This window comes from Streptomyces sp. 8K308, from assembly GCF_004348315.1.
Lineage (GTDB): Bacteria > Actinomycetota > Actinomycetes > Streptomycetales > Streptomycetaceae > Streptomyces.
Map to the genome: position 1 here is coordinate 43340 of NZ_SMKC01000003.1, position 23549 is coordinate 66888.

16 protein-coding genes and 3 pseudogenes are annotated in these 23549 nt (G+C 71.9%); 11 read left to right on the forward strand and 8 right to left on the reverse strand.

Annotation, left to right across the window (positions count from 1 at the left end; all coding sequences use genetic code 11):
• Positions 1 to 37: 37 nt before the first annotated feature.
• Entirely contained in the window at positions 38 to 1321 is a 1284-nt protein-coding gene (locus E1265_RS01020; RefSeq protein ID WP_132928271.1) for an extracellular solute-binding protein, read from the reverse strand.
• A 412-nt stretch (positions 1322 to 1733) separates the two neighbouring features.
• On the opposite strand from E1265_RS01020, the gene E1265_RS01025 reads away from it, so the two are divergent.
• Positions 1734 to 3332: a cellulase family glycosylhydrolase gene (locus tag E1265_RS01025; RefSeq protein ID WP_243740451.1), complete on the forward strand. Its 1599-nt coding sequence runs from the start codon at positions 1734 to 1736 to the stop codon at positions 3330 to 3332.
• Positions 3333 to 3365: 33 nt separating this feature from the next.
• Here E1265_RS01025 and E1265_RS01030 read toward each other — a convergent pair whose 3' ends face one another.
• From E1265_RS01030 to E1265_RS01050, 4 genes and pseudogenes are all read right to left on the reverse strand, one after another.
• Positions 3366 to 3728, reverse strand: coding sequence for a DUF488 family protein (locus E1265_RS01030; RefSeq protein WP_132928272.1), 363 nt, complete (start codon positions 3726 to 3728; stop codon positions 3366 to 3368).
• 74 nt (positions 3729 to 3802) lie between these two features.
• Positions 3803 to 4610, reverse strand: a pseudogene (locus tag E1265_RS01035) (MBL fold metallo-hydrolase).
• 711 nt (positions 4611 to 5321) lie between these two features.
• Positions 5322 to 5825 (reverse strand): ABC transporter substrate-binding protein, encoded by a 504-nt coding sequence (locus E1265_RS40170; RefSeq protein WP_279571381.1) that lies wholly within the window; start codon positions 5823 to 5825, stop codon positions 5322 to 5324.
• Between the two features lie 459 nt (positions 5826 to 6284).
• Positions 6285 to 7106 (reverse strand): calcium-binding protein, encoded by an 822-nt coding sequence (locus E1265_RS01050; RefSeq protein ID WP_132928273.1) that lies wholly within the window; start codon positions 7104 to 7106, stop codon positions 6285 to 6287.
• Between the two features lie 276 nt (positions 7107 to 7382).
• On the opposite strand from E1265_RS01050, the gene E1265_RS01055 reads away from it, so the two are divergent.
• The 3 genes from E1265_RS01055 (at position 7383) to eda (ending at position 10027) form a co-directional block, all read left to right on the forward strand.
• Entirely contained in the window at positions 7383 to 7685 is a 303-nt protein-coding gene (locus E1265_RS01055) for a hypothetical protein (RefSeq protein ID WP_132928274.1), read from the forward strand.
• On the forward strand, positions 7682 to 9298 hold the full coding sequence (locus E1265_RS01060) for an amidase (RefSeq protein ID WP_207930904.1): 1617 nt from the start codon (positions 7682 to 7684) through the stop codon (positions 9296 to 9298). Before E1265_RS01055 ends, E1265_RS01060 begins: the two co-directional genes overlap by 4 nt.
• A gap of 102 nt (positions 9299 to 9400) precedes the next feature.
• Positions 9401 to 10027 (forward strand): bifunctional 4-hydroxy-2-oxoglutarate aldolase/2-dehydro-3-deoxy-phosphogluconate aldolase, encoded by a 627-nt coding sequence (gene eda, locus E1265_RS01065; protein ID WP_132928276.1) that lies wholly within the window; start codon positions 9401 to 9403, stop codon positions 10025 to 10027.
• Positions 10028 to 10091: 64 nt separating this feature from the next.
• On the opposite strand, the gene E1265_RS01070 is transcribed toward eda, so the two are convergent.
• A complete protein-coding gene (locus tag E1265_RS01070) occupies positions 10092 to 11204 on the reverse strand; it encodes a non-reducing end alpha-L-arabinofuranosidase family hydrolase (RefSeq protein WP_132928277.1) in 1113 nt (370 codons plus the stop codon).
• 808 nt (positions 11205 to 12012) lie between these two features.
• Between E1265_RS01070 and E1265_RS01075 the strand changes: the two genes are divergently transcribed.
• The 5 genes from E1265_RS01075 (at position 12013) to E1265_RS01095 (ending at position 17654) form a co-directional block, all read left to right on the forward strand.
• Positions 12013 to 12696: a FadR/GntR family transcriptional regulator gene (locus tag E1265_RS01075; protein ID WP_132928278.1), complete on the forward strand. Its 684-nt coding sequence runs from the start codon at positions 12013 to 12015 to the stop codon at positions 12694 to 12696.
• A gap of 157 nt (positions 12697 to 12853) precedes the next feature.
• Entirely contained in the window at positions 12854 to 14116 is a 1263-nt protein-coding gene (locus E1265_RS01080) for an L-fuconate dehydratase (protein WP_207930909.1), read from the forward strand.
• Entirely contained in the window at positions 14106 to 15647 is a 1542-nt protein-coding gene (locus E1265_RS01085) for a sugar ABC transporter ATP-binding protein (protein ID WP_132928280.1), read from the forward strand. The genes E1265_RS01080 and E1265_RS01085 overlap by 11 nt, the downstream gene beginning before the upstream one ends.
• Positions 15644 to 16648, forward strand: a complete 1005-nt coding sequence (locus E1265_RS01090; protein WP_132928281.1) for an ABC transporter permease — start codon at positions 15644 to 15646, stop codon at positions 16646 to 16648. The genes E1265_RS01085 and E1265_RS01090 overlap by 4 nt, the downstream gene beginning before the upstream one ends.
• A 40-nt stretch (positions 16649 to 16688) precedes the next feature.
• Positions 16689 to 17654: an ABC transporter substrate-binding protein gene (locus E1265_RS01095; protein WP_207930905.1), complete on the forward strand. Its 966-nt coding sequence runs from the start codon at positions 16689 to 16691 to the stop codon at positions 17652 to 17654.
• Between the two features lie 30 nt (positions 17655 to 17684).
• On the opposite strand, the gene E1265_RS01100 is transcribed toward E1265_RS01095, so the two are convergent.
• Together E1265_RS01100 and E1265_RS01105 are read right to left on the reverse strand one after the other, a co-directional pair.
• Positions 17685 to 20447, reverse strand: coding sequence for a glycoside hydrolase N-terminal domain-containing protein (locus tag E1265_RS01100; RefSeq protein ID WP_207930906.1), 2763 nt, complete (start codon positions 20445 to 20447; stop codon positions 17685 to 17687).
• Positions 20448 to 20591: 144 nt separating this feature from the next.
• Complete coding sequence (locus E1265_RS01105; protein WP_132928283.1) at positions 20592 to 21839, reverse strand: PQQ-binding-like beta-propeller repeat protein; 1248 nt, start codon at positions 21837 to 21839, stop codon at positions 20592 to 20594.
• A 220-nt stretch (positions 21840 to 22059) separates the two neighbouring features.
• On the opposite strand from E1265_RS01105, the pseudogene E1265_RS38490 reads away from it, so the two are divergent.
• Together E1265_RS38490 and E1265_RS01115 are read left to right on the forward strand one after the other, a co-directional pair.
• Positions 22060 to 22308, forward strand: a pseudogene (locus E1265_RS38490) (NAD-dependent epimerase/dehydratase family protein); the annotation flags it as partial.
• A 55-nt stretch (positions 22309 to 22363) separates the two neighbouring features.
• Positions 22364 to 23516, forward strand: a pseudogene (locus tag E1265_RS01115) (Nramp family divalent metal transporter).
• Positions 23517 to 23549 lie beyond the last annotated feature (33 nt).

A 23549-nucleotide genomic window follows, 5' to 3' on the forward strand; every position in this document is an offset into this window, starting at 1 on the left:
CTCGGCGCGACGTGGCGCGGGGCGGCGGGCCCGGGCCTCAGCCGGTGACGTGGAAGCCGACGCGCTCCATCTCGGCGACGACCTCCCGCTGGGTGCGCCGCAGCGCGTCGGTCAGCGAGGTCCCGTCCCGGAGCGCCGCGGAGAAGGCGTCACCGTAGGCGTCGCTCGCGGTGGTCACGTTCGGCCCCCACTGGATGTGGGGCACGGTGTTCCTGGCCGCCGCGGTCGCCACGTCCCAGTAGTCCTCCTGGCCGGCCGTCAGCGCCGGCGGCTGGCTGAGCTCGGCCGCCGCCTGGCCGCTCAGGGAGGCCGGGTACTGGCCACCGGCGATCTGCAGGTCCGTCGACTCGGGCGCCGTCTCCATCCAGCTGACGAACTCGACGGCCGCCGCCACGTCCTCGGCGTCGTTGGTGACGGCCAGCGCCGAACCGCCCTGGAACGCCACCGCGTCGGACTCGCCGGCCCAGTGCGGCAGGGGGGCGATGGCCCAGTCGCCGGCCTGCGCCTCCGCGATGCCGTAGATCACCGACGGCGACCACAGGCCGGCCGGCCAGGTCAACACCTCGCCCCGGTTGACCCGGTTGTTCCACTCGGGCGTCAACAGGGGTTCCGCGCTCACCAGGTCACGGTCGATCAGGTCCTGCCAGTACTCGGCCACCCGCAGCGAGGCCGCGTCGTCGATGCCGACCGTCCAGTCGCGGTTCTCCACCTCCCACCAGGTGGCGCCGCCCTGTTGCGCGAGCCCGGCGAAGTTGCCGAACTCGGTCGGCGAGAACGTCGCGACATAGGTGTCGGGATCGCGCTCCCTGGCCTCCGCCGCGACCTCGGCGAACTCCTCCCAGGTCGTGGGCACCGCGAGGCCCAGCTCCTCGAACCTGGCCCGGTTGTAGAGCAGCACCATCGGCCCCACGTCGTCGGGGACGCCGTAGACGTGGCCCTCGAAGCTGGTCAACTGCCAGGTCTCCTCGGTGAACTCGTCGATGATTCCGTCGACGTGGTCGGCGATGTCCGCCAGCACGTCGGAGACCACGAGCGCCGGTATCGTCTGGTACTCGACGCACGTGACGTCCGGCGCGTTGCCGGCGCGGCTCGCGGTCAGCAGCTTGGTCGCCGAGTCGTTGCCACCGCCCGCGTCGGTGCGGCGCACCTGGATGTCGGGGTGCGCGGCGTTGAACGCCTCGACCCGTGCCGACGGCACGTCGCCCCAGCACCAGAAGTCCAGGGTGACGACGCCGTCGCCCCCGCCGCCGATGCCACACGAGCTGAGCAGCGCCGTCACGCCGGCGAGAGCGGCGAGTCGGCGCGGAACGCGTCCGCGCATGAGTGGTTCTTCCGTTCCGGTCGATCAGCGTCGGCCGGTGTCCTCCGGCCGCGCCAACCCGCTGGTCAGGCTGGGGGGTTGGCTTCGGCGCAGAACTTAGCCCCGGCGTTCGAGCGGTGTCCATAGGCGTGACGTCCTCGGTTTTGCAAGTACCGCGCGGCCGCGGGGACGTTCACCGTCAGAGGGGTTTCGCAACGAAAGTCAGGCCGCTCCGCCGCCGGCTCTTGACGGCTTCGGAAAACGGCGCAGTCTGCTGTTTGGGAGCGCTCCCAAGGCGCCGCGTCGCACCGTGCTCGACCGACCACTCTAGGGAGCCGTAGTGAGATCGAGAACCGGAACGAACAACCGAAAGAGGACCAGGGCGAGGACCACCGGGACGCGCGCGCGGGCGCTCGTCGCCCTCCTGGCCGCCCTGGCGACGCTCTTCGGCCTGGGCCAGTCCGCCCAGGCCGCGCCGGCCGAGCCGCCGAGCGCGCAGGCCACCGGGCTGCACATCAGCGACGGTCGCCTGGTGGAGCGCAACGGGAACGACTTCGTCATGCGCGGGGTCAACCACGCCCACACCTGGTACACCAACCAGACCCAGTCGTTCGCCGACATCAAGGAGTACGGCTCCAACACCGTGCGCGTCGTCCTCTCCAACGGCGACCGCTGGACCCGTAACGACGCCGCCGACGTCGCCAACGTCATCAACCTCTGCAAGCAGAACCGGATGATCTGCGTCCTCGAGGTGCACGACACCACCGGCTACGGCGAGGAGGCCGCCGCCGGCACCCTCGACAGCGCGGCCGACTACTGGATCAGCCTGCGGGACGTGCTGGTCGGCCAGGAGGACTACGTCATCATCAACATCGGCAACGAGCCCTGGGGCAACACCGATCCCGCCGGCTGGACCGCGCCCACCATCGCCGCCGTGCAGAAGCTGCGCGGCGCCGGGTTCGAGCACACCATCATGGTGGACGCGCCCAACTGGGGGCAGGACTGGCAGGGCGTCATGCGGGCCAACGCCCGGACCGTGTACGACGCCGACCCCACGGGCAACCTGCTGTTCTCGATCCACATGTACAGCGTCTACAGCACCGCCCAGTCGATCACCGACTACCTGAACGCCTACGTCAACGTCGGACTGCCCATCGTCATCGGCGAGTTCGGCGGTCCCGCCGACCAGTGGGGCGACCCGGACGAGGACACGATCCTGGCCACCGCCCAACAGCTGGGGCTCGGCTACCTCGCCTGGTCGTGGAGCGGCAACACCGACCCGATCCTCGACCTCTCGATCGGCTTCGACCCCGACAACCTGAGCACCTGGGGCCAGCGCATCTTCAACGGCGTCAACGGCATCACCCAGACCTCGCGCGAGGCCACCATCTTCGGCGGCGGCGGCCCGGCCGACACCCAGGCCCCGACCGCTCCCGGCACGCCGACCGCCTCCGGCGTGACCGCCACCTCCGCCACCCTGGGCTGGGCGGCCTCGACCGACAACGTGGGCGTCACGGCCTACGACGTCGTCCGCGTCAACGGCGGCACCGAGAGCGCCGTCGCCACCTCCACCACCAACCGCGTCACCGTCAGCGGTCTCACGGCCAACACCGCCTACACCTTCGCCGTGTACGCGCGCGACGCCGCGGGGAACCGCTCGGCGCGCTCGGCCACGGTGAGCGTCACCACCACGGGCGGCGGCACGCCCGGCGCGACCTGCGGCGTCGGCTACCGGGTCGTGGGTGACTGGGGTAGCGGCTTCCAGGGCGAGATCACCATCCGCAACACCGGCACCACGGCCATCAACGGCTGGACGCTCACCTTCGCCTTCGCCAACGGCCAGACCATCAGCAACATGTGGGGCGGCACGGCGACGCAGAGCGGCGGCAACGTGAGCGTGGCGCCCGCCGCCTACACCTCCACCATCCCGGCGGCCGGCTCGGTCACCCTCGGCTTCATCGCCAACCGGGGCGGCACCAACGCCGCGCCGACCGCCTTCGCCCTCAGCGGCAACGCCTGCGCCATGGCCTGACGCCCCGCCACCTGACCGCGCCTTCGGGGGCGGTCAGGTGCCGTCGGCCAGCCACTCCGCGAGGACGGCGGCCTGGCTGTGGTCCAGATCGCGGGTGGCGGTCAGCAGGGTGATCCGGTCGTGGTCGGCCAGGTCGCGCAGCCGGCCGGCGGCCTCCCGGTGCTCGGGGTCGCGCAGCTCGGCCAGGTAGCGGCGCCGGAACTCGGCGAACCGGTGGGGCTCGTGCCCGTACCAGCGGCGCAGCTCCGTGGAGGGCGCGACGTCCCGCAGCCACTCGTCGAGGTGCGCCGCCTCCTTGCTCAGCCCGCGCGGCCAGACCCGATCGACGAGCACGCGCTTCCCGTCCTTCGCGGACGTGTCCTCGTAGACCCTGCGACAGGTGATCCGCTCCGCCATGCCCACACCTTCCCTCGGCCGGTCGGCGAGCCGCCGGGGCGGCCCGCGCCAGCTCACTCACTTACTCACTGTAGTCAGGGGTCGGTGGTTCCGCTCGTCTCGCGGGCCCGGGCGACCGCGGCCCGCGCGCTGCTCCGCAGCGCCGGGCCGTGGCCGGGCAGCAGCCACTCCGCGTCGAGCGCCTCCAGGGCCGCCAGGGACCGCAGGGCCCGGTCGCGGTCCGCGTGGAACATGCCGGGCAGCAGTTGGGGACCGCGCCTCCGTGAGGTGGGGTGCGCGGTGACCACCGCGTCGCCGCTGACCAGGATGCCGCTGTCCGGCAGCAGGAAGCAGCAGTGCCCACGGGGTGTCCCGGGGTGTGCACCGGCAGTGGTCCCCCGGGCAGGTCGAGGCGGCCGGGCGCGGGGAAGGGCCGCGGCTCGGCGACCGGCACGTTGACGGTCGCCCCGGCCCGGACGGCCCGCACGGCCCAGGACAGCACCGCCGGCCGCCACGCCCGGGCGGCGACCTGCCCGAGGCTCACCTGGTCGGGGCGCACCTGGTCGGGGAGGGCCCGTCTGGCGTGCGCCACCTCATCGGGGTGCGTCAGCACCGGCGTGCCGTAGCGGGAGCGCAGGCGCTCCGCCGCGCCGATGTGGTCCGTGTGGGCATGCGTCACCAGCACGGCGGCCACCCCCTCGGGCGCCACCCCGACCGCGGCGAGCGAGGCCACACCCGGTCGTGGTCGTGCGGATAGCCGGCGTCGATCAGCGTCGCGGCCTCCCCGTCCCGCACGACGACCCAGTTGACGTCGCTGCCGGCGACGACGTACGTGTGCGCGTCAACCCGCTGGACCTCCAGGCCGCGTGGTGCGTCATGGCCGTTCCGTCGTAGGCGCCGCATTCCCGGAGTCTCCCACGAGGCGTCCCGGGGCGGAGCGGGAAAACCGAATGGACGAAAACCCCGTTTCCCTTCGGCCGGATACGGTTGTCCGTCACGTGATACGCCGCTTGAAGAGGGAAAAGGCCCCTGGTTACTGTCGGGCCACATCGCGCCGGGAGAAGGGGACGTCGTGGCATCGCACCCATACGACGCGCCCGTCCGGCTGGTCGGCATGGCCCGTGTGCTGCGCCGGCACATCGATCTGCTGCGGGTCTCAAGCATTCTCTGTCACGCCTGATCAGGCGGCCCGCGCCGTCGCACGGGCACGGTGTACCCATCGGCGTCGCCCTGCCGCGTGACGCCGTTCTTCCGCGTCTTCCCCTTTCTTTCCCTCTTTCCTTCCTCGTTCAGGTCCGTTTCTCCGGCACTGTCTCCGGAAGAACGGACGCCCTGTCACAAGGAGCGCCCTTGCATGACCACGACCACCAAGACGACCAGGAAGTCGACGGACGATCTGCTCGGCACGGCCGACGACCCCCAACCGGGGCTGCGCGCCTATCTGGAGGTCAAGCGGGCGGCGCTGCTGGCCAGGCGCGAGGCCGCCAAGGCGAACCCGCTCACCCAGCCCAACCGGATCCGCGCCCGCACCACCGCCGAGTCCCGCAGTGGGGTGCGCCGCATCCGGATCAGGCACCACCAGATCATCAGCGACTCGGGCGTGGACTTCGCAGGTTACGACCTCGGGCCCGCCTCTCCCGAGATCCGGCTCGGCGTGCTCTCCAGCTGCGCTTGGACGCTGAGTTCGGTGATCGCGTCAAAGTTGGCCCTGACCGCCTCGGCGTCGAAGGGCTCGCCGTCGCTGAAGGTCACGTCGTCACGGAGGTGGAAGGTGAAGCGGGTGACGTCGTCGCTGACCTCCCAGGAGGTGGCGAGCCACGGCAGGATCTCGCCGGTCTCCGGGTCCTGTTCGGTGAGCGCGTCCGTCAGCTGCCGGCCTATGAAACGGGAGTTGAGCTGGGGCCGCTGCCTGGAGTCGACGGGTGCCCGCTGAACGCGTACCTGAGCGTGCCGCCCCTGGTGGGCTCGCCGGCGGCGCCACCCCCGTCGTCCGTCTCGCCGCCGCCACCTCCGCAGGCGCCGAGGAGGACGGAGAGGGAGAGCACGAGCGCGGTCGCGGAGGTCGCGGCTCTCGGACGAGGCAGGCGTGCAGACAGCACGGCAGGGGGTTCCTTTCAAGGGCCGACGACCGGCGGCGGGCGCGCGTGGGCGCCCGGCCCTGGGCCGGGAAGAGCGACCGTCGACGAGCGGACGGCGAGAACGAGGGAAGGCGCGAAGACGCGGGAAGAACGCGCGAGGACGCGAGTACCACGAGAAACGCAGCCCGGCCGCGGGCTTACCGCCCGGCCGGAATCAGGCGCTGGCTGACGTCAGACGAGACAGGAGGCCGTGGTGACACGGCCCAGGTCGACATGGCGACGCGACGTCAGACGGACTGCGCGGGGACGAGGATGAGCCAGTCGGGGACATCCGTCAAGGGCGTGGATCACCGCGGTGCGGCGGCACCGCCCGCCGCACCGCGGTGATCCACCACGCGGGCCGCGGAGCGGGGCGGGGGCGACCGCCCGACCGCCCGACCGGCCGTGGCCCGTCGGTTGACGCTCGTGGCGGTCGCCCCCGCCCCGGAAGAGCGGCTGGCTACTGGGTGATCTCGTCGGTGCCCGCGCCGCCCCAGAGGAGGTCGGTGCCGGCGCCGCCGTCGAGGGTGTCGTCGCCGCTGCCGCCGTGGAGGACGTCGCGCCCCGCCTCGCCCATGAGCATGTCGTCGTCCCGGCCGCCGAACACCACGTCGTCGCCCTCGCCGGCGACGACGTGGTCGTCGCCCGAGTCGGCGGACACGACGTCGTCGCCCCCGTACGCCTCGACGTGGTCGTCGCCGGAGCCGCCCCACAGGTACTGGTCCCGGTCGTCGCCCATCAGGTGATCCATGCCGGCGTCGCCCCGCATCACGACGCCGCCCATGAGCATGTCGTCGCCGTCCCCGCCGAGCACCGTGTGGGCGGAGTGCGCGTGGAGTTCGTCGTCGTCCGCGCCGCCCTGCACGACGGAGACGCCGGGCGCGACGGTGAAGAACGCGTCGTCGCCGTCGCCGAGCAGCACGCGGATGTCGTCGGCCGGGGCCGAGTCGGCCGGCAGCTCGCAGACCACGCGGGTCGGGTCGCCCGGGTCGGGCTGTGTACAGGGCGCGCCGGCGCTGATGGTCACCTCGTCGTTGAAGGCGATCCGCCTCACGTCGGGGCCGCCCGGCATGGCGGTGATCTGGAGGTCGTTGGCCTGCCCGGCGGCGGCCCGGTAGGTCAACGACCGGCCGTCCCGGTCGACGGCGAGGGTGGCGGTGGCCTCGGCGGCCTCCGATGGCCGGCCGGTCTGCGCCGCGACCGCGGGGCCGATGGCCGAGCCGGTGGCCAGCAGGGTTAACGCCGCGACGGTGACCGCGGGGGAGATGCGTGACGGAGTCATGGGTGCGTCCTCACCTCATGGAAGAATCGAGCCGACAGAGTGTCATGGACGAAACAACCTTCCCCTCGTCCGTGCCTTCCGTCCACACCCGTGCCGCCCGAACCCGGCGCACGCGCGCCGTTGTCCCACCACCCTCCGCGACGACCGCCCCCCGAGCACCCGGTGAATCACCGGTAACGGCGGTAACAATGGTGATATGCGGCCTCAATGGGACGGTCATCAACGGGTGATGAGGTCACGCCCAGTCACTCCTCGCACGGCACTACGGAGAACGCGTTGAGCCAACCCCAGCCGCCCACCACGGAACAGGTGGACGCCTACATACGGACGAGACTGGCGCTCGCCGGCTTCGACCTCGACTCGCTGCCCGAGCAGCCGGACCCCGAGACCGGTGTCCCCACCCGCGAGCAGGCGCTGCGCTCGCTGCGGTCCTTCGTCACCTCGGCGCCTGCCGCCATCGCCGGCTGGACGCCGCCGGTCGACGGCCGGCCGGCCGCCGCCTACGCGCAGCAGGCCGCGCCGCCGTTGCTCTATCCCTCGATCACCGAGGCATGGACCGGCGGGGTGGACGAGCGATGAGCCGCGCCCTCAACCGCCGTACCTTCCTGGCGAGTTCCGCGGTCGCCGCCGGCGCGGTAGCCGGCGGCTCGGCCTTCGCCGAGCCCGCCTCGGCCGCCGGCGCCACGCGGGCCGCGAGCGCGCCGGACGCCGCCGACGCGACGCGCGTCGCCGACCTCCGGCTGCCCGACATCGAGGTGCGGGACGAGGCACGCCGCGACCCGACCGAGGCGACGCTGGCGGAGGCGGCCGTGCTGATGCGCCGCCGCAGGCTGACCTCCACCACCCTGGTCGAGGCATATCTGGACCGCGTCACTGCCCACGACTCCGTCTACCAGGCGTACGCCGAGGTCACCGCCGACGCGGCGCTGGCCGCCGCCCGCGCGGCCGACCGGGGCACAGGACCGCGCGGCGTGCTCTCGGGCATCCCGCTGTGCGTGAAGGACAACTACTTCACCAAGGACGTGCCCACCCGCTGCAACTCGTACATCTTCGCGGACTTCGTCCCCGACCACGACGCCACGGCCGTCGCCCGGCTCGCGGCCTCGGGCGGCATCCTGCTCGGCAAGGGCCAGATGGGGCCGCTCGCCACCACCCGGGCCACCAGGCCCAACGGGGAGATCACCACGGTCAACGCCTGGACCCCGGGAGACCCGTCCGTCGACCCGGGCGGCTCGTCCACCGGGCCGGCCACCGCCGTCGCCGGCCGGCTCGCGTCGTCCTCCATCGGCACCCAGACCGGCGGATCCATCGTGCTGCCCGCCAACCGGCAGAACCTCACGGGCCTCAAGCCCACCATGGGCCGCGCCTCGGTGTACGGCGTGATCCCCCTGTCGTACACCCGCGACCACGTCGGTCCGCTCGCCAGGGACGCGATGGACGCCGCCCTGATGCTCGCGGTGATGGCGGGCCCCGACCTCAAGGACCCGCGCACCCTCGGGCTGCCGGCCGTGCCCGACCTGGTGCGGGCCGCCACACCGGCCCTCTCCCGCGGCCGGGTCCGGCTGCGCCGGGAGACCAGGATTGGCGTGCCGGCCGACTTCCTTGGCTCCGCGACCGCCGTGCGCCGCGCGCTGCTCGACCAACTCGCGGACATCCCGGGCGTCACCCTGGTCGACGTCGCCTACCCCGACGACTGGTCGCTGCTCACCGGCGCCTTCAACAGCGCCCGGCTGGCGGAGCGCACCGAGCCGTTCCGGCACTGGCTGCGCGAGGACCCGCGCAAGTTCGGCGTCTCGCTGCTGAGCTGGCTGCAGGGCCTGATGCTCTCGGGCGACGAGTGGATCACCGCGCAGCGTGCCAAGCACCACCTGCTGCGCGAGGTACTGGACGGCGTGTTCGGCGAGTGCGATGTGGTGTTCCAGACCGAGGTCGTGCCGTTCGACATCCTCGGCCTGCCGGAGATCGGCTTCCCCGCCGGGTTCGTGAACGGCGTCCCCTCCGGGGTGATCCTCGGCGGCCAGCCCTACGAGGAGGACCGGCTGCTCGAGGTGGTCGCCGCCTACCAGGCCGTCACCGACTGGCACACCCGCCGCCCGGCCGACCCGACCGCCACGGCTGCGCGGCGGCTGCTCGGCGACTCCGCGGGGACGCCGCGGCTGACGGCCGAGGAAGCCGCCGACCGGTCGGCCTGAGCGCGGCCCGCCGTCCGGTCCCCGGACCACCACGAGGGGCCCGACGGCGTCGTGACACCATGAGGGCGCCTCACGGTGCCCGACCAGCGCGAAAGGGAGCCCATGCCCGGCACGACACTCCTCACCAGGTGCCCCGTCGTCCCCGTCGTCGTCATCGACGACGCCGCCCAGGCGTTGCCCCTGGGCCGCGCCCTGCTGGCCGGCGGCATCGACGTCGTGGAGATAACCCTGCGTACCAGCGCCGGACTCGACGCGATCCGGGCCCTGGCCTCCCTGGAGGGGCTCCAGGTGGGCGCCGGCTCGGTCCTTGTGCCACGGCAGGTCGACCAGGTCGTGGACGCGGGCGCCGAGTTCGTCGTCAGCCCCGGCCTCTCGCGCGGCGTGCTCGACCGGTGCCGGGCGCTCGGCGTGCCCGCGCTGCCGGGCGTGGCGACCGGGTCGGAACTGATGGTCGCGGCCGAGCTCGGCCTCACCGAGGTCAAGTTCTTCCCGGCCGGCCTGCTGGGCGGGCCCGCCGGGATCAAGGCGCTGGCCGCCCCCTTCACCGGCATCTCCTTCATGCCGTCCGGCGGCGTCAACCAGGACAACCTGGCCGAGTATCTCGCGCTCCCGGCCGTGCCGGCGGTCAGCGGCTCCTGGATGGTGGAGCCCGCGCTCCTCGCGGCGGGCCGCTGGGACGAGGTCACCGAGCGGTCGGCCGCCGCGGTCGAGCGCGCGGCGAAGGCCTGACGACCGCCCGGGCCGCGCCGCGAGGCGCCGCCCGGGCGGCCGTGCCGTGGCGGCCCGTGGGCCGTCAGCAGGATGTGGTGTTGGTGGCCAGGCCGAGACGCCAGGGCAGCTGCGAGTAGTCGCCGCCGGCCGAGGGGTTCATGCCCTGGTAGAGGAGCTGGAGGTTGCAGGGGTCGATGGTCATGGTCTGGTCGGCGCCGGTGCGCAGCAGCTCACCGTGGCTGATGTCCCGCGTCCAGGTCCCGCTGGGGAAGGACACGTTGTTGCTGCGCGAGAACGGGTTGGCCTCGGTGGCCGCGAGCGGCCGCCACTGCCCGTTCAGGCTCGTCGAGGTGAAGGAGCGGTAGTAGCGCCTGCCGTCGGAGCCGATGGCCTCCACGATCATCAGGTAGGTGTTGGTGCCCTGCACCCGGTAGACGGCCTCGCCCTCGAAGAGCGCGTACCGGTTGGAGTCCTGGATCGCGATCTGGGTGTTGCGGAAGCCGTTGGGGAACTCGCCCACCGTGGTCTCGGCCCGGTAGATGTGGCCGTTGTCGTCGGCCGAGAACAGGTAGCACATGCTGGTGTCGCAGATGACCCAGTAGTCGAGCCAGTGGCCGTTGCCGATGTTCTGCCGGACGATGTCCGGCATGCTGCTCTGGAAGTTGCGCGGCGCCGACCAGCTCTGGGGGTTGCTCGGGTCGGTGCTGACCGAGTACGACGGCAGCCCCGTCTGGTAGACCAGATACCACTCGTTGCGCGGCGCGAAGTAGAACACGTGGGGCGCGGCGGCGTACCGGTTGCCGATGTTCGGGTTGTTGTTGAGGAAGTGATGCGGGGCGGACGCGGCCTGGGACCAGTCGGTGAAGCTGGTGTAGGCCAGGCTCCACTGGCCGGCGGTGTTGGCGGTCGTCATGTAGACGTGCCACCTGCCGTTGTGCCGGACCACCGTCGGGTCCTTGACCGAGACGATGTTGTGGGTGGCGTCCGGCCTGGGGGAGATCAGCTGGGCGCTCGAGTTCCACCGGTAGGTGCTTGGCAGGGCGGCGGCGGTCACGTCGCCCTGTTCCTCGGCGGCCGGCGCCGGCGGGGATGACGACCGGGCCGGGGCGGCCGACAGGGCCAGCGCCAGGCCGAGCAGGAGGACCACGGCCAGGCGCGCGGTGCGCAGCCGCGATCGAAGTCGTGAAGCAGACATGAAAACCCCAGGGGTGTAGGCCGGGGCTCACCACACGGCGACGCCCGGTCCCTCGGGCGTCCGGCTGTCTGGCACGCGTGGGGGGAGCCGCCGGAGCGGAAGGAGCGGTGCGAGACGCGGTGACACGGTGGCCCGGGGCGTGGACGTCGAGCGGTCCAGCCGTGGCCGGGTGTTCGACATATCGGATCGCGCTCGATACATCAGACAAGCAGGATGATAGGCGTGGCGGAGACGGCGTCAATACCTCCGACAGAATTCGGCGTTCAGCCGCGAAAAAGAGTGGGATGCTCCCGCGGATGACGAGTTCGGTGGCGAGCCGCCGCTCGGCCTGCTCGCCGGTCGGTCCCGGGAGCACCGAGACGACGCCGGTCGACCGGCGCGCGGGTCGCCGGGGCCACGTCGGCCCGCCCCGTCGACCCTTTCGGCGTGCCCGTTCGCCCAACCGCCATGCCTTCGCCGGGGTTCGGGCGCGGCTCCGCGGTGCCGGCGACATAGCGATCGGTGCATCGATCCGAAAATGTTCGACGGGAGGCCGGTCGCCCCTGTCCCTACCGCCCCACCCGCCGAGTCGCCGGGGCGTCCTGGCGACCGCCACGAGCCTGGTCGCGACTGCCGCCTCGCCGTCTTCCGTCACGCCACCTGGCCACTCGCCGGCGCCGTCACCGGCGCCCGGTTCGAACTCGCCACGCCCTGATCGGAAAGGAACCGGGCGCCGTCGACGCGGAGAGCTCCGATGTATTGTGCGTGCACCGGAGCCGGCGAGGTCGTGTGGGGACGCCGCTCCGCCGCCGAGACAGGGGGGCGCGCGATGTCGGTGACGGATGACGCCATCGAGGCGATCAAGCAGATGATCGTGGACGGCGAGTTGCGCCCCGGCGACCGCCTGCCCCGGGAGCTGGACCTCGCCGAGCGGCTCGGGCTCTCACGCAACTCCCTGCGCGAGGCCGTGCGGGCGCTCTCGCTCATCCACGTGCTGGACGTCCGTCGCGGCGACGGCACCTATGTGACGAGCCTCGAACCGGCGCTGCTGATGGACGCCATGAGCTTCGTGGTGGACTTCCACCGCGACGACACCGTGTTGCAGATCCTGGAGGCCCGCCGCCTCGTGGAGCCGGTCACCGCCGAGTTGGCGGCCACCCGCATGCCGATGGCGGACATCGAGGCCCTGGGCGAGCTGCTCGACTCGCTCGGTGACGCGCCGACGGTGGACGAACTGGTCGAGAGCGACCTGGAGTTCCACCGGCGGATAGCCGCCGGCTCGGGCAACGCGGTGCTCGCCTCGCTGGTGGAGACGCTGTCGGGCCGCACGCAGCGCGCGCGGACCTGGCGCGGGCTGACGCAGAAGGGTGCGGTGGAGCGGACGCTCGGCGAACACCGGGCCATCCTCCAGGCCCTCACCAGGCGCCAGCCGGGCATCGCCGGTGCCCTGGCCACCGTGCACATCGCGGGCGTCGAGCAGTGGCTTCGGGAGACCCTCGTCGAGGGCGACTGAGGCACGCCATTGGTCGGGTCTCGGGTGCTCAACTCGCCGGCGCGCGCGGGCGGATGACGGCACGACGCGGGCTCTTGACGCTCATACATCGGATGTCTAGGGTTCGCCCTGACGTGGATCCCCCGGAGGGAGTGTGCCCGTGGCCCGCTTCATCGGCATGCGTACCCATGACGTGCGATTCCCCACCTCCCAGACGCTGGATGGTTCGGACGCGATGAATCCGGACCCGGACTACTCGGCCGCCTATCTGCGCCTCCTCACCGATGCCGGCGACGGTCTCGAGGGGCATGGGTTCGTGTTCACGATCGGTCGTGGCAACGATGTGCAGGTCGCGGCTCTTCGTGCGTTGGAGGGCCGCCTGCTCGGGCGTGGGGTCGAGGAGGTCCTGGCTGATCTCGGTGGTGTGTGGCGCGAGTTGGTGCATGACTCGCAGTTGCGGTGGCTGGGCCCTGAGAAGGGTGTCATGCATATGGCGATCGGGGCGGTGATCAATGCCCTGTGGGACCTGCGTGCCAAGCGTGAGGGTGTGCCGTTGTGGCGGTTGCTGGCCTCGCTGAGCCCGGAGGAGATCGTGGATCTCGTCGACTTCCGGTATCTCACCGATGCGTTGACCCGGGATCAGGCCCTTGAGATCCTGCGTGCCGCTCGCCCGGGGCGCGCCGAGCGGGAGGCCCGGCTGCTGGCCGAGGGGTACCCCGCCTACACGACGACCCCGGGCTGGCTGGGCTACGACGACGCCAAGCTGGCCCGCCTCTGCCGCGAGGCGGTTGAGGAGGGCTTCACCCAGATCAAGCTCAAGGTGGGCGGCGACCTCGACGACGACGTCCGTCGCCTGACCATCGCCCGCGAGGTCATGGGCCCCGACATCCGCATCGCGGTGGACGCCAACCAGCGCTGGGACGTCCCGGACGCCATCGAGTGGATCGACGCGCTGCGGCGGTTCGACCTCGCCTGGGTGGAGGAGCCGACCAGTCCCGACGACGTCCTCGGCCACGCGGCCATCGCCAGGGCCGTCGCGCCCGTCCCGGTGGCGACCGGCGAACACGGCGCCAACCGGGTGCTGTTCAAGCAACTCCTGCAGGCTGACGCGCTATCCGTGCTGCAACTCGACGCCACCCGGGTGGCGGGTGTCAACGAGAACATCGCGATCCTGTTGCTGGCCGCCCGGTTCGGTGTGCCGGTGTGTCCGCACGCCGGTGGCGTCGGGCTGTGTGAGGCCGTGCAGCATCTGGCGATGTTCGACTACGTCGCGGTCTCGGGCACCTTCGAGGGCCGGGTGATCGAGTTCGTGGACCACCTGCACGAGCACTTCGTCACCCCGGTGGACGTGCGCGGCGGGCGCTACCACCCGCCGAAGGCCCCGGGAGCCGGCACGGAGATGCTGCGACGGTCCATCCTGGAGCACTCCCATGACGGGTGAGGCGGCGACCGCGCTGCTCGAGGTCGAGGGCGTCGACAAGAGTTTCCCCGGGGTGCGGGCGCTGGCCGGCATGCGGCTGACGCTGCGCGCCGGGGAGGTGCTGGCGCTGGTGGGTGAGAACGGCGCCGGCAAGTCCACGCTGATGAAGCTGCTGTCGGGGATCCACACCGCCGACGCGGGGGAGTTCCGGTTGGATGGCCGGCCCTACCGGCCCACCAGCCCCCGTCACGCGCTTGAGCTCGGGATCAGCATCATCCACCAGGAGTTCAACCTGGTGCCCGATCTGACGGTGGCGCAGAACATCTTCATCGGCCGTGAACCTCGGCGTGGCCGGCTGTGGTTGGACGACCGCCGGCTGAACGCCGACGCCGCCGCGCTGCTGGAGCGACTCCACCTGCCCCTGGACCCGGGTGCCGTCGTCGGTGAACTGACCGTGGCCAACCAGCAGATGGTGGAGATCGCCAAGGCGCTCTCCCATGAGCCGCGGGTGCTGATCATGGACGAGCCCACGGCCGCGCTCAACGACGCCGAGGTGGCCACGCTGCATGCGGTGATCCGGCGGTTCACGCGGCCCGACACCGGGGTCATCTACATCTCCCACCGGATGGGCGAGATCAAGCGGATCGCCGACCGGGTCACCGTGATCCGCGACGGCGAGTACGTCGACACCCTGGAGGTGGCGACGGCGGCGACCGACGACGTCATCGCCCTGATGGTCGGCCGGGCCATCATGACCGACGCGCGCCCGGCGGGCGTCCGCGCCGACCGCGAGGTGGTGCTCGACGTCCGCGGGCTCACCACCAAGAGCCTGCTGGACGATGTCTCCTTCGACCTCCGCCAGGGGGAGATCCTGGGCTTCGCCGGGCTCATGGGCTCGGGCAGGACCGAGGTCGCCCGCGCCCTGGTCGGGGCCGACCCGCACCAGGCCGGCCGGATCACCCTCCGCGGCCGCGAGGTGCGCATCGGCAATCCGGCCGACGCCGCCAGGCTCGGCATCGGCTACCTCAGCGAGGACCGCAAGCGGTTCGGGCTGCTGCTCGAACAGGACGTCAAGGCCAACATCGTGCTCAGCACGCTGCGCGACCGGTTCACCACCGCCGGCTTCGTCCGCGACGGGGCGCTGCGGGCCAGGGCCGAGCAGCTCATCGAGGGGCTGCGCATCAGGACTCCCTCCGCCCACCAGACGACCAGGCACCTCTCCGGCGGCAACCAGCAGAAGGTCGTCATCGCCAAGTGGCTCGTCAAGGACTGCGACATCCTCATCTTCGACGAGCCGACGCGCGGCATCGACGTCGGAGCCAAGGACGAGATCCACCGGCTCCTCGACGAACTGGCCGCGCAGGGCAAGTCGATCATCGTGATCTCCTCCGAACTGCCCGAGATCCTGCGCCTGGCGCACCGCGTCGTCGTGATGAGCGAGGGCCGGGTGACCGGCGTGCTCGAGGCCGCCGAGGCCACGTCGGAGAACATCATGCGCCACGCCACGCGACGCCCCGGCGAGCACCCGGCAGACAAGGCGGACCAGCCATGACCACAGCGAAAGCCCCGACCCTCGCCCGCCAGCCGCGGAGCGGCGCGCTGGCGGCGCTCAAGGGCCGCCTCCAGCAACTGCTGGCCTTCGCCAGCCTCATCGTGATCTACGTCTTCTTCGCGATCGCGAGCCCGTACTTCCTCACCTACGACAATTTCATCTCGATCCTGTACTCGACCGTCGTCATCGGCACCCTGGCGGTCGGCACCACCTTCGTCATCATCTCCGCCGGCATCGACCTGTCGATCGGCACCGGCATGGCGCTGTGCGCGGTGATGGCCGGTGTCTTCCTGGTGAACGCCGGCCTCCCGCTGCCGCTCGGGGTGCTGCTGACCCTGCTGTTCGGCGGCTTCATGGGGCTCGTCAACGGCGTCAACATCGCCGTGCTGCGGATCCCGCCGTTCATCGCGACGCTCGCGATGATGCTGGTGGCCGAGGGCCTCGCGCTCGTGGTCTCGGACAGCACCCCCATCTACTTCACCGAGGTCTCCGGCTACGCCGACATCTCGACCGGCCACCTGATCCCCGGCGTCGACATCCCCAACGCCGTCCTCGTGCTGGTGGTCATCGCCGTCGTCGCGGGCGTGCTGCTCACCAAGAGCGTGCTCGGGCGCTACACCTACTCGATCGGCAGCAACGAGGAGGCCACCGCGCTGTCCGGCATCGACGTGCGGCGCTGGAAGATCACCATCTACACCTTCGCCGGCCTCTTCACCGGCCTGGCCGGCGTGCTGATCTCCGCCCGGCTCGGCTCGGCCCAGCCGGCCACCGGCATGGGATACGAGCTCCAGGCGATCGCCGCCGTCGTCATCGGCGGCACCTCGCTCTCCGGCGGCAAGGGCTCCATCCTCGGCACCCTCATCGGGGCGCTGATCATCTCCGTCCTGAACAACGGGCTGCAGATCATGTCCATCCCCCAGGAGTGGCAGAACGTCATCCTCGGCTGCGTGATCCTCCTCGCCGTCTACACCGACCGGGTGCGGCGCGGGGACTCGCGGTGAGCACGGCCCCGATCCCGACCAGAACGAGGGAGATCTGGTGATGAAGCGATTCGTGGTAGCCGCCTGCGCGGCCCTGGCACTGCTGGCGACCGGCTGCGCCGAGGACCGGGCGGGCGGCTCGGGCGGCGGCGGGGGAGACGGGCCGGTGATCGCCATCGTCTCCAAGGGATTCCAGCACCAGTTCTGGCAGTCGGTCAGGGAGGGCGCCGAGGCGGAGGCCGAGGCCAGGGGCGCCCGCGTCACGTTCGTGGGGCCGCCGACCGAGGCCGACGTCGAGGAGCAGGTGAACCTGCTCACCAACGAGCTGGCCAGGTCACCCGACGCCGTCGGCTTCGCCGCGCTCGACTCCCAGGCCGCCGCGCCGCTGCTCGAACAGGCCAGGGCGCAGGGGATCCCGGTGGTGGCGTTCGACTCCGGAGTGGACAGCGACGTCCCCGTGACCACGGTCGCCACCGACAACCGGGCCGCGGCGGCGCTGGCGGCCGAGCACCTGGCCGAGGCCGTCGGCGGGGAGGGCGAGGTGGCGCTCGTGGTGCACGACCAGACCAGCCTCTCAGGACGGGACCGCAGGGACGGCTTCCTGGAGTGGATGGAACAGAACGCGCCGGGCATCACCGTGCTCGAACCGCAGTACGGGGGCGGCGACCAACTGGTCTCCGCCGACATCACCCGCTCGATCATCCAGGCCAACCCGGACCTGGCCGGCATCTACGCCGCCAACGAGGGCTCGGCGGTCGGCGTGATCAACGGCGTGCGGGAGAGCGGCCGGGACGACATCGCGATCGTCGGCTTCGACTCGGGACAGGCCCAGATCGACGCCATCACCAGCGGCGCCATGACCGGCGCCGTCACCCAGGACCCGGTCGACATGGGCCGCCAACTCGTGGACGCCGCCCTGCGCGCGATCGAGGGCGAGGAACTACCCGAGCGCATCGACACCGCCTACCACTGGTACGACAGCACCAACATCGACGACCCCACGATCCGGGCCGCGCTCTACGAGTAGCCGGACCGCCGCCACGACGGCCGCGGTCCGTCACGCCGGCGCGGCCGTCGGCAGCGGCGCGACGGCGCCGGCCGTCCAGCCGTCGCCGGCAAGCACGGCCCGGATCCGGCGCTCGGGGCGCTCGCCCGCCGGCGGCGTGACCTCGAAGGCGACCGAGTGGGCCCGGCCGTCGCGGACCGCCGGCACGGCGTGGCTCTCGGGCGCGGCCGTCCAGCCCGCCGGCAGGTCGAGGGAGAGGCGCGCCCCTGGCACCGTCCCGCCGACCGCCGTCACCTCGACCGCACAGGCGAATGGCGCGCCGGGCTCGGTGCGTTCCGGCGCGGAGAGCGCCATCGCGACCCGTGAGACGGCCACATACGTCCGGCCCGCGGCGACCGGCAGCGTGATCTCGTCGCCGTCCCGCGCCACGGCGACCGGCCGGCGCCCCCGGTCCTCCCGCACCTCGAACAGGCCGCCGAACAGGGCGCCGCGCACGGTCAACCGCCCGGAGCGCCCGGGCCGCAGGGCGACCCGGGTTGGCACGCCGCCCAGCCACTCGAGGTCCACGGTGACGTCGCCCCGGGCGCGCAGCCCGGTGACGGAACCCCGTGCCCACACCGCGGGCAGCGCCGGCAGCAGGTCAATCACCCCCTGGTGACTCTGGAGCAGCATCTCCGCCACGCCCGCGGTGGCGCCGAAGTTGCCGTCGATCTGGAACGGCGGGTGGGTGTCCCACAGGTTGGCCAGCGTGCTGTACCGCAACTGCTCGGCGAGCATGAGGTGCGCGTGGTCGCCGTCGAGCAGCCGCGCCCAGAAGTTGATCTTCCACGCCTTGCTCCAGCCGGTGCCACCGTCACCGCGCGCCCGCAGCGAGACCCGGGCCGCCTCCGCGTGCACCGCGTCGTCCCGCACCGACAGCTGGCGTCCCGGGTGGAGCGCGTACAGGTGGGACACGTGCCGGTGGGTGTTGGTCGGGTCGTCCCAGTCCTCCTTCCACTCCCGCAACTGTCCCCAGGAGCCGACGCGCAGACCCGGGTCGAGCCGGCCGAGCGTGTCGGTCAGCTCCGTCACGAAGGCGCCGCCGTCCCCGACCGCCCGCGCCGCCTCGGCGGCGCTGCTGAGCAGGTCCCACACGATCTGCTGGGACATCGAGGCGCCGGCCGAGAAGTCGCCGTGCTCCGGCGAGAAGCTGGGCGACACCACGAGCGCGCCGTCCCTCGGGTCGGGGACGAGCACGTCGATCCAGAACCGGGCCAATGCCCTGAGCACCGGGTAGGCGCGCTCGCGCAGGAACCGCCGGTCCCTGGTGAACAGGTAGTGCTCCCAGTAGTGCCGGGCCAGCCAGGCGCCGGCCTCCGGGAACCAGAACGCCGTCGGCCAGTCGTGGACGCCGGTGAAGCCGAACGGGTTGGTCTCGTTGTGCACCACCCAGCCGCGGGCGCCGTACAGCTCACGCGCCGTCACCTCACCGGCCGGCACCAGCGAGTCCACGTAGTCGAAGAGTGGGCCCGTGGTCTCCGACAGGTTGGTGGTCTCGGCCGGCCAGTAGTTCATCTGCAGGTTGATGTTGACGTGGTAGTCCGCGCTCCACGGCGGGCTCGTGGAGTCGTTCCACACGCCCTGGAGGTTGGCCGGTAGCGAGCCGGCGCGGGAGGAGGAGATCAACAGGTACCTGCCGTACTGGAAGTACAGCTCCTCGAGCGCCCGGCACGTCGCCGGGGAGGCGGTACCGGCCTGGTAGGCGCTCAGCAGGTCGTCGGTGGGAACGCCGGCGTCCCGGCCGCCGACGCTCAGCCGCACCCGGTCGAACAGGCGTCGGTAGTCGGCGACATGGGCGGCGCGCAGCTCCCGGTACCCCTTGCGGGCCGCCGCGTCGACCCGCTCGGCGACCGGTCCTCGCGGGTCGACGCCGGTGCGGTAGCCCGGGTACCTGGGCGCGTAGTCGGTGCCGGCGGCCAGGACGAGGGTCACCGCGTCCGCGCCGGTCACGGTCACGGAGCCTTCGGCGTCGTCCGTGCGGCCGCCGCCCTCGTGGTGGACCTGGAGCTGTGCCTCGTAGCGCAGGCCGTTGCCGTCCAGCGCGCCGGCGAGGGTGATCCGGCCGCCGCTCGCGGTGACGCGCCGCGAGCGGTTGTCGGCCGTGGTGACCGACACCGTGAGACCCAGGGCGCCCGGCCGGTCGGCCGTGAACCGGGCGACGATCACGCCGTCGGGCGCGGACACGAAGTACTCGCGGGAGTACGCCACCCCGCCCGCCACGTAGTCGACGCCGGCGACGGCCTCCCCGATGTCCAGGTGGCGCCGGTAGCCGCCGACCTCGGCGGGCTCCGGCGCCATGGTTATCCAGACGTCGCCGAAGGGCTGGTAGGCGCCGAAGTGCGTCTTGGGCTGGCCGAGTCGCCCGGCGACCCAGGGCGGATCGACGCCGAGCTCGGCGTCGATCCGCTCCCTGACCTCCTCGATGGCGCCCGGGCGCGGGGAGCGCCAGTTCCCGAAGTCGTAGCCGGGCGCGCCTGGACCGCCGAGCCAGAGCGTCTTCTCGTTGAACTGCAGCCGCTCCCTCGCCGGTTCGCCGAAGACGCAGACGCCGAGCGCGCCGTTGCCCAGCGGGAGGGACCGCGACTCCCAGCTCGTCGCCGGCTCGTCGTACCACAGCGTCAGGCCCGCCGCCCGACCCCGGTCGTCGGCCTCGAAGTCACCGGCGTCCAGGGCGCCGGCGTCCGCCGCCGAGGCCGGCCGCGCCAGACCGGTGGCGGCCGCCGCGCCCGAGAGGCCGGCCATGAACGCGCGCCGGGGAACGCCGGATTCGGGCATCGTGACACCTCGCCTAGGGTTCGCTTCCGAGCCGCGGCTCGCGATACATCGGAGCTCTGCCCTGGCCGCGGCGGGTGAAAACCCGAACTCGGCACCGTCGAGCGCCTTGACAAGCTTATACGTCCGATGTATCGGGAGTATCGGTCACTCCTGGGACCAGTCGGCCGGCAGCCGGCCGAGCCGCATCCGCTGGGGGTGGTCGCCGACGGTCACGGTACCCACCTCCTCGCCCGTCTCGTACGAGATGGCGGAGACCTGGTCGGTGCCGCTCCAGGAGACGAAGCAGTGGTCGCCGTCGGCGCTCTGGGTGGCCCAGTACGGCTTGGTCCCGGTGGTGACCGGCTCGGCCGGCGTGAGGGTCTCGCGGTCGACGATCGTCGCGTAGTCCGACATGGTGCCGGCGACGCAGATGTCGGTGCCCGCCGGGTTCATCGCGATGCCGTGGTGGGCCGAGTCCAGCAGGTACTCCTCGCGCGCCAGGTCCTCGACCGCGTCGGCGATCGGCAGTTCGGCGACCCGGGTGACGCGGTCCTCCGTCAGGTCGTACTCGACGAAGCCGTGGAAGAACGACACCTGGAAGTAGACGTACCGCTCGTCGGGGGAGAAGGTCATCGGCCGCACGGCCGCGCTCATGTCCGGGTAGCCGGCCTCCGCCAGCTTGTCCCGCATGTTGATCCGCTCGATGACCTCACCGGTCTCGCGGTCGGTGATCTGGACGAACCGCTGGCCCTTGGTCCAGTCGAGCCAGGGCGCGTCGAGCGCGGTGTAGACGGTGCCGATGCTGGCGTTGACGATGCGTTCGCCGCCGTCGACGTAGATGTTCTCGTGCGGTTGGTCCCCGGTCGGGAAGCTCCCGATCTCCTCTCCCGTGTTCACGTCGAGGCGGTGCACGGTGTTCGCGGTCGAGGCCGAGACCGCGACCTCGGTGCCGTCGGGGGACAGGGCCATGTGGTCCGAGCGCTGGCCGTCCACCGCGAACCGCCAGACCAGCTCGCCCGTTTCGGTGTCGATGCCGACGACGTCCGCCAGGCTGGGCCGGGAGACGATGAGGATCCGGCCGTCGGGCGTGGTGTACATGTCGTCGACGAACTGGTCGTGCCCCTCGCCGATGAGGTGGCGGATGCCGACGAAGTAGGCCCAGCGGATGGGGTCGAGGCGGATCTCGGCCAGGCGTTCCTCCAGGTCGGGGACGACGTTGAGGCGCCCGACGCGGTCGAGCGCGGCGTCCGGGGTCACGATGTCGACGGTGCCGTCCCAGTTGTTCCCGACGAACAGCACCTCGCGGGTCTCGTCGGACGCGGCGGCCTGGGCCGGGACGGGCGCGCCGAGCCCCGCGCCCAGCAGGCCGGCCGCCAGGGCGGCGCGGAGTGCGAGTTTCCCGTGCTTCCTCATGACGGGGGTTCCCTTCACGTCGGTGTGATGGGCGGGCGAATGGCATGAGCATGCTCGCCCAAAAGATGAACATGATACATATTCGCGAACCGCTGACGCTCCACCACCCTCGAAACCGGCCACCCTCGAAACCGGACAGAACGCGATCCGCCCGCCGCCCGGGATCTGCTATCCGCTAAGCCGCTCGGCGTCACGCCGCCCGAACTGCTTGTCTTGGGGCATGGAGATCCTGGTTCTGGGTGGCACCGCCTGGTTGGGGCGAGAGGTGGCACGACAGGCGGTCGAGCGCGGCCACCGCGTGACGTGCCTGGCGCGCGGCGAGAGCGGAGCGGTCGCCGAGGGCGCCACGCTGGTGGCCGCCGACCGGCGCGAACCCACCGCCTACGAGCCGCTGCTCGATCGCGACTGGGACGCGGTGATCGAGGTGTCGTCGCAGCCGGGTCTCGTCCGCGGCGCGCTCGCCGCCCTGGTCGGAAGGCATCAACCTGGAGATCGAGCGCTACACCCTGGCCACCGGGCAGACGGTGGTCGCCGGATTCTCCCGCTGGTGGACGGGCTGGGGCGTGCTCATATGCCTGGCCGCCGCCTTCCAGTACGTGTGGCCGGGGTGGGCGACCAGCGGGTCGACCGTGCTCACCTACGCGGTGGGCGGGGGAGACGCCGTCTGGATCACCGTGGCGGCCCTGGTGACCATGGGCGCTGCTCACCGTCTCCCCGGTGATCTACCGGACCCTCGAGAAGGTGGAGCTGGTCAAGGTCGGCGCCACGCTGCTCTTCCTCGCCGTCATCGTCGTCGCCGTGATCTCGTGGCGCACCTGGGGCGAGGCCGCCGAGGAGACCGTCACCGGCGTCGGTCGGATCCCGGAGGGCGTCACCTTCACCATGCTGCTCAGCGGCCTCGGCGCGGCCGGCGCCGGCGGGGTGCACAACCTCGTGCTGAGCAACTGGATCCGGGACAAGGGCTACGGCATGGGGGCCCACGTGCCGCGCCTCGTCTCGCCGATCACCGGCCAGACCGAGGCGGCGGGCGCCGACCGCTACACCTTCCCGCAGGACGAGGCCAACCTGGCCCGCTGGCGCGTGTGGTGGCGGCGCGCCAACGTGGAGCACATCGTCTCCTTCGGCGTCGTCTGCCTCCTCACCATCAGCCTGATGTCCATGCTGGCCTACGAGACGCTGTCCGGCCGGGACGACGTCACCAACGACCCGTCGTTCCTGCGCCTGCAGGCCGAGGTCCTGGGCACCGAGACCGGCGACTGGCTGGAGATCCTCTTCTACGCGGTGGCCGTGGTCTCCCTGTGGGCCGCCTCGCTCGGCCTGCTCGACATCATGGGCCGGGTCGTCAGCGACTTCGTCCGGCGGACCTACCTCGCCCGGTCGGCCTTCTGGACCGAGGGCAGGCTCTACGTCGCGGCCGTGTGGACGGAGATCGCCCTCGGCTCCGCCATCCTGCTGTCCGGCGTGGACCAGCCGATGTCGCTGCTGCTCATCTCCACCTGCACCGCCTCCATGGTGACGCTGCTGTACTCGGTGCTGCTGATCCGGCTCAACCGCCGGGACCTGCCGCGGGCGGTGCGGCTGCGCGGCGGTCGCCTCGGCTTCATGGTGCTGGCCGTGGGCTTCTACGGGTTCTTCGCCACCGCCATGGTCGTCACCCAGCTCCGCGACAACCTGTAGGGCCCGCGCCCTCGAACGCGAGGCGTCCGGGCC

Bases quoted from the DNA above. Each gene is read 5' to 3' on its own strand.
- E1265_RS01075 (WP_132928278.1), top strand. From the start codon at position 12,013: ATGTCGGTGACGGATGACGCCATCGAGGCGATCAAGCAGATGATCGTG.
- E1265_RS01100 (WP_207930906.1), bottom strand. From the start codon at position 20,447: ATGCCCGAATCCGGCGTTCCCCGGCGCGCGTTCATGGCCGGCCTCTCG.
- E1265_RS01050 (WP_132928273.1), bottom strand. From the start codon at position 7,106: ATGACTCCGTCACGCATCTCCCCCGCGGTCACCGTCGCGGCGTTAACC.
- E1265_RS01060 (WP_207930904.1), top strand. From the start codon at position 7,682: ATGAGCCGCGCCCTCAACCGCCGTACCTTCCTGGCGAGTTCCGCGGTC.
- E1265_RS01105 (WP_132928283.1), bottom strand. From the start codon at position 21,839: ATGAGGAAGCACGGGAAACTCGCACTCCGCGCCGCCCTGGCGGCCGGC.
- E1265_RS01085 (WP_132928280.1), top strand. From the start codon at position 14,106: ATGACGGGTGAGGCGGCGACCGCGCTGCTCGAGGTCGAGGGCGTCGAC.
- E1265_RS01020 (WP_132928271.1), bottom strand. From the start codon at position 1,321: ATGCGCGGACGCGTTCCGCGCCGACTCGCCGCTCTCGCCGGCGTGACG.
- E1265_RS01080 (WP_207930909.1), top strand. From the start codon at position 12,854: ATGCGTACCCATGACGTGCGATTCCCCACCTCCCAGACGCTGGATGGT.
- eda (WP_132928276.1), top strand. From the start codon at position 9,401: ATGCCCGGCACGACACTCCTCACCAGGTGCCCCGTCGTCCCCGTCGTC.
- E1265_RS01095 (WP_207930905.1), top strand. From the start codon at position 16,689: ATGAAGCGATTCGTGGTAGCCGCCTGCGCGGCCCTGGCACTGCTGGCG.
- E1265_RS01070 (WP_132928277.1), bottom strand. From the start codon at position 11,204: ATGTCTGCTTCACGACTTCGATCGCGGCTGCGCACCGCGCGCCTGGCC.
- E1265_RS01030 (WP_132928272.1), bottom strand. From the start codon at position 3,728: ATGGCGGAGCGGATCACCTGTCGCAGGGTCTACGAGGACACGTCCGCG.
- E1265_RS01090 (WP_132928281.1), top strand. From the start codon at position 15,644: ATGACCACAGCGAAAGCCCCGACCCTCGCCCGCCAGCCGCGGAGCGGC.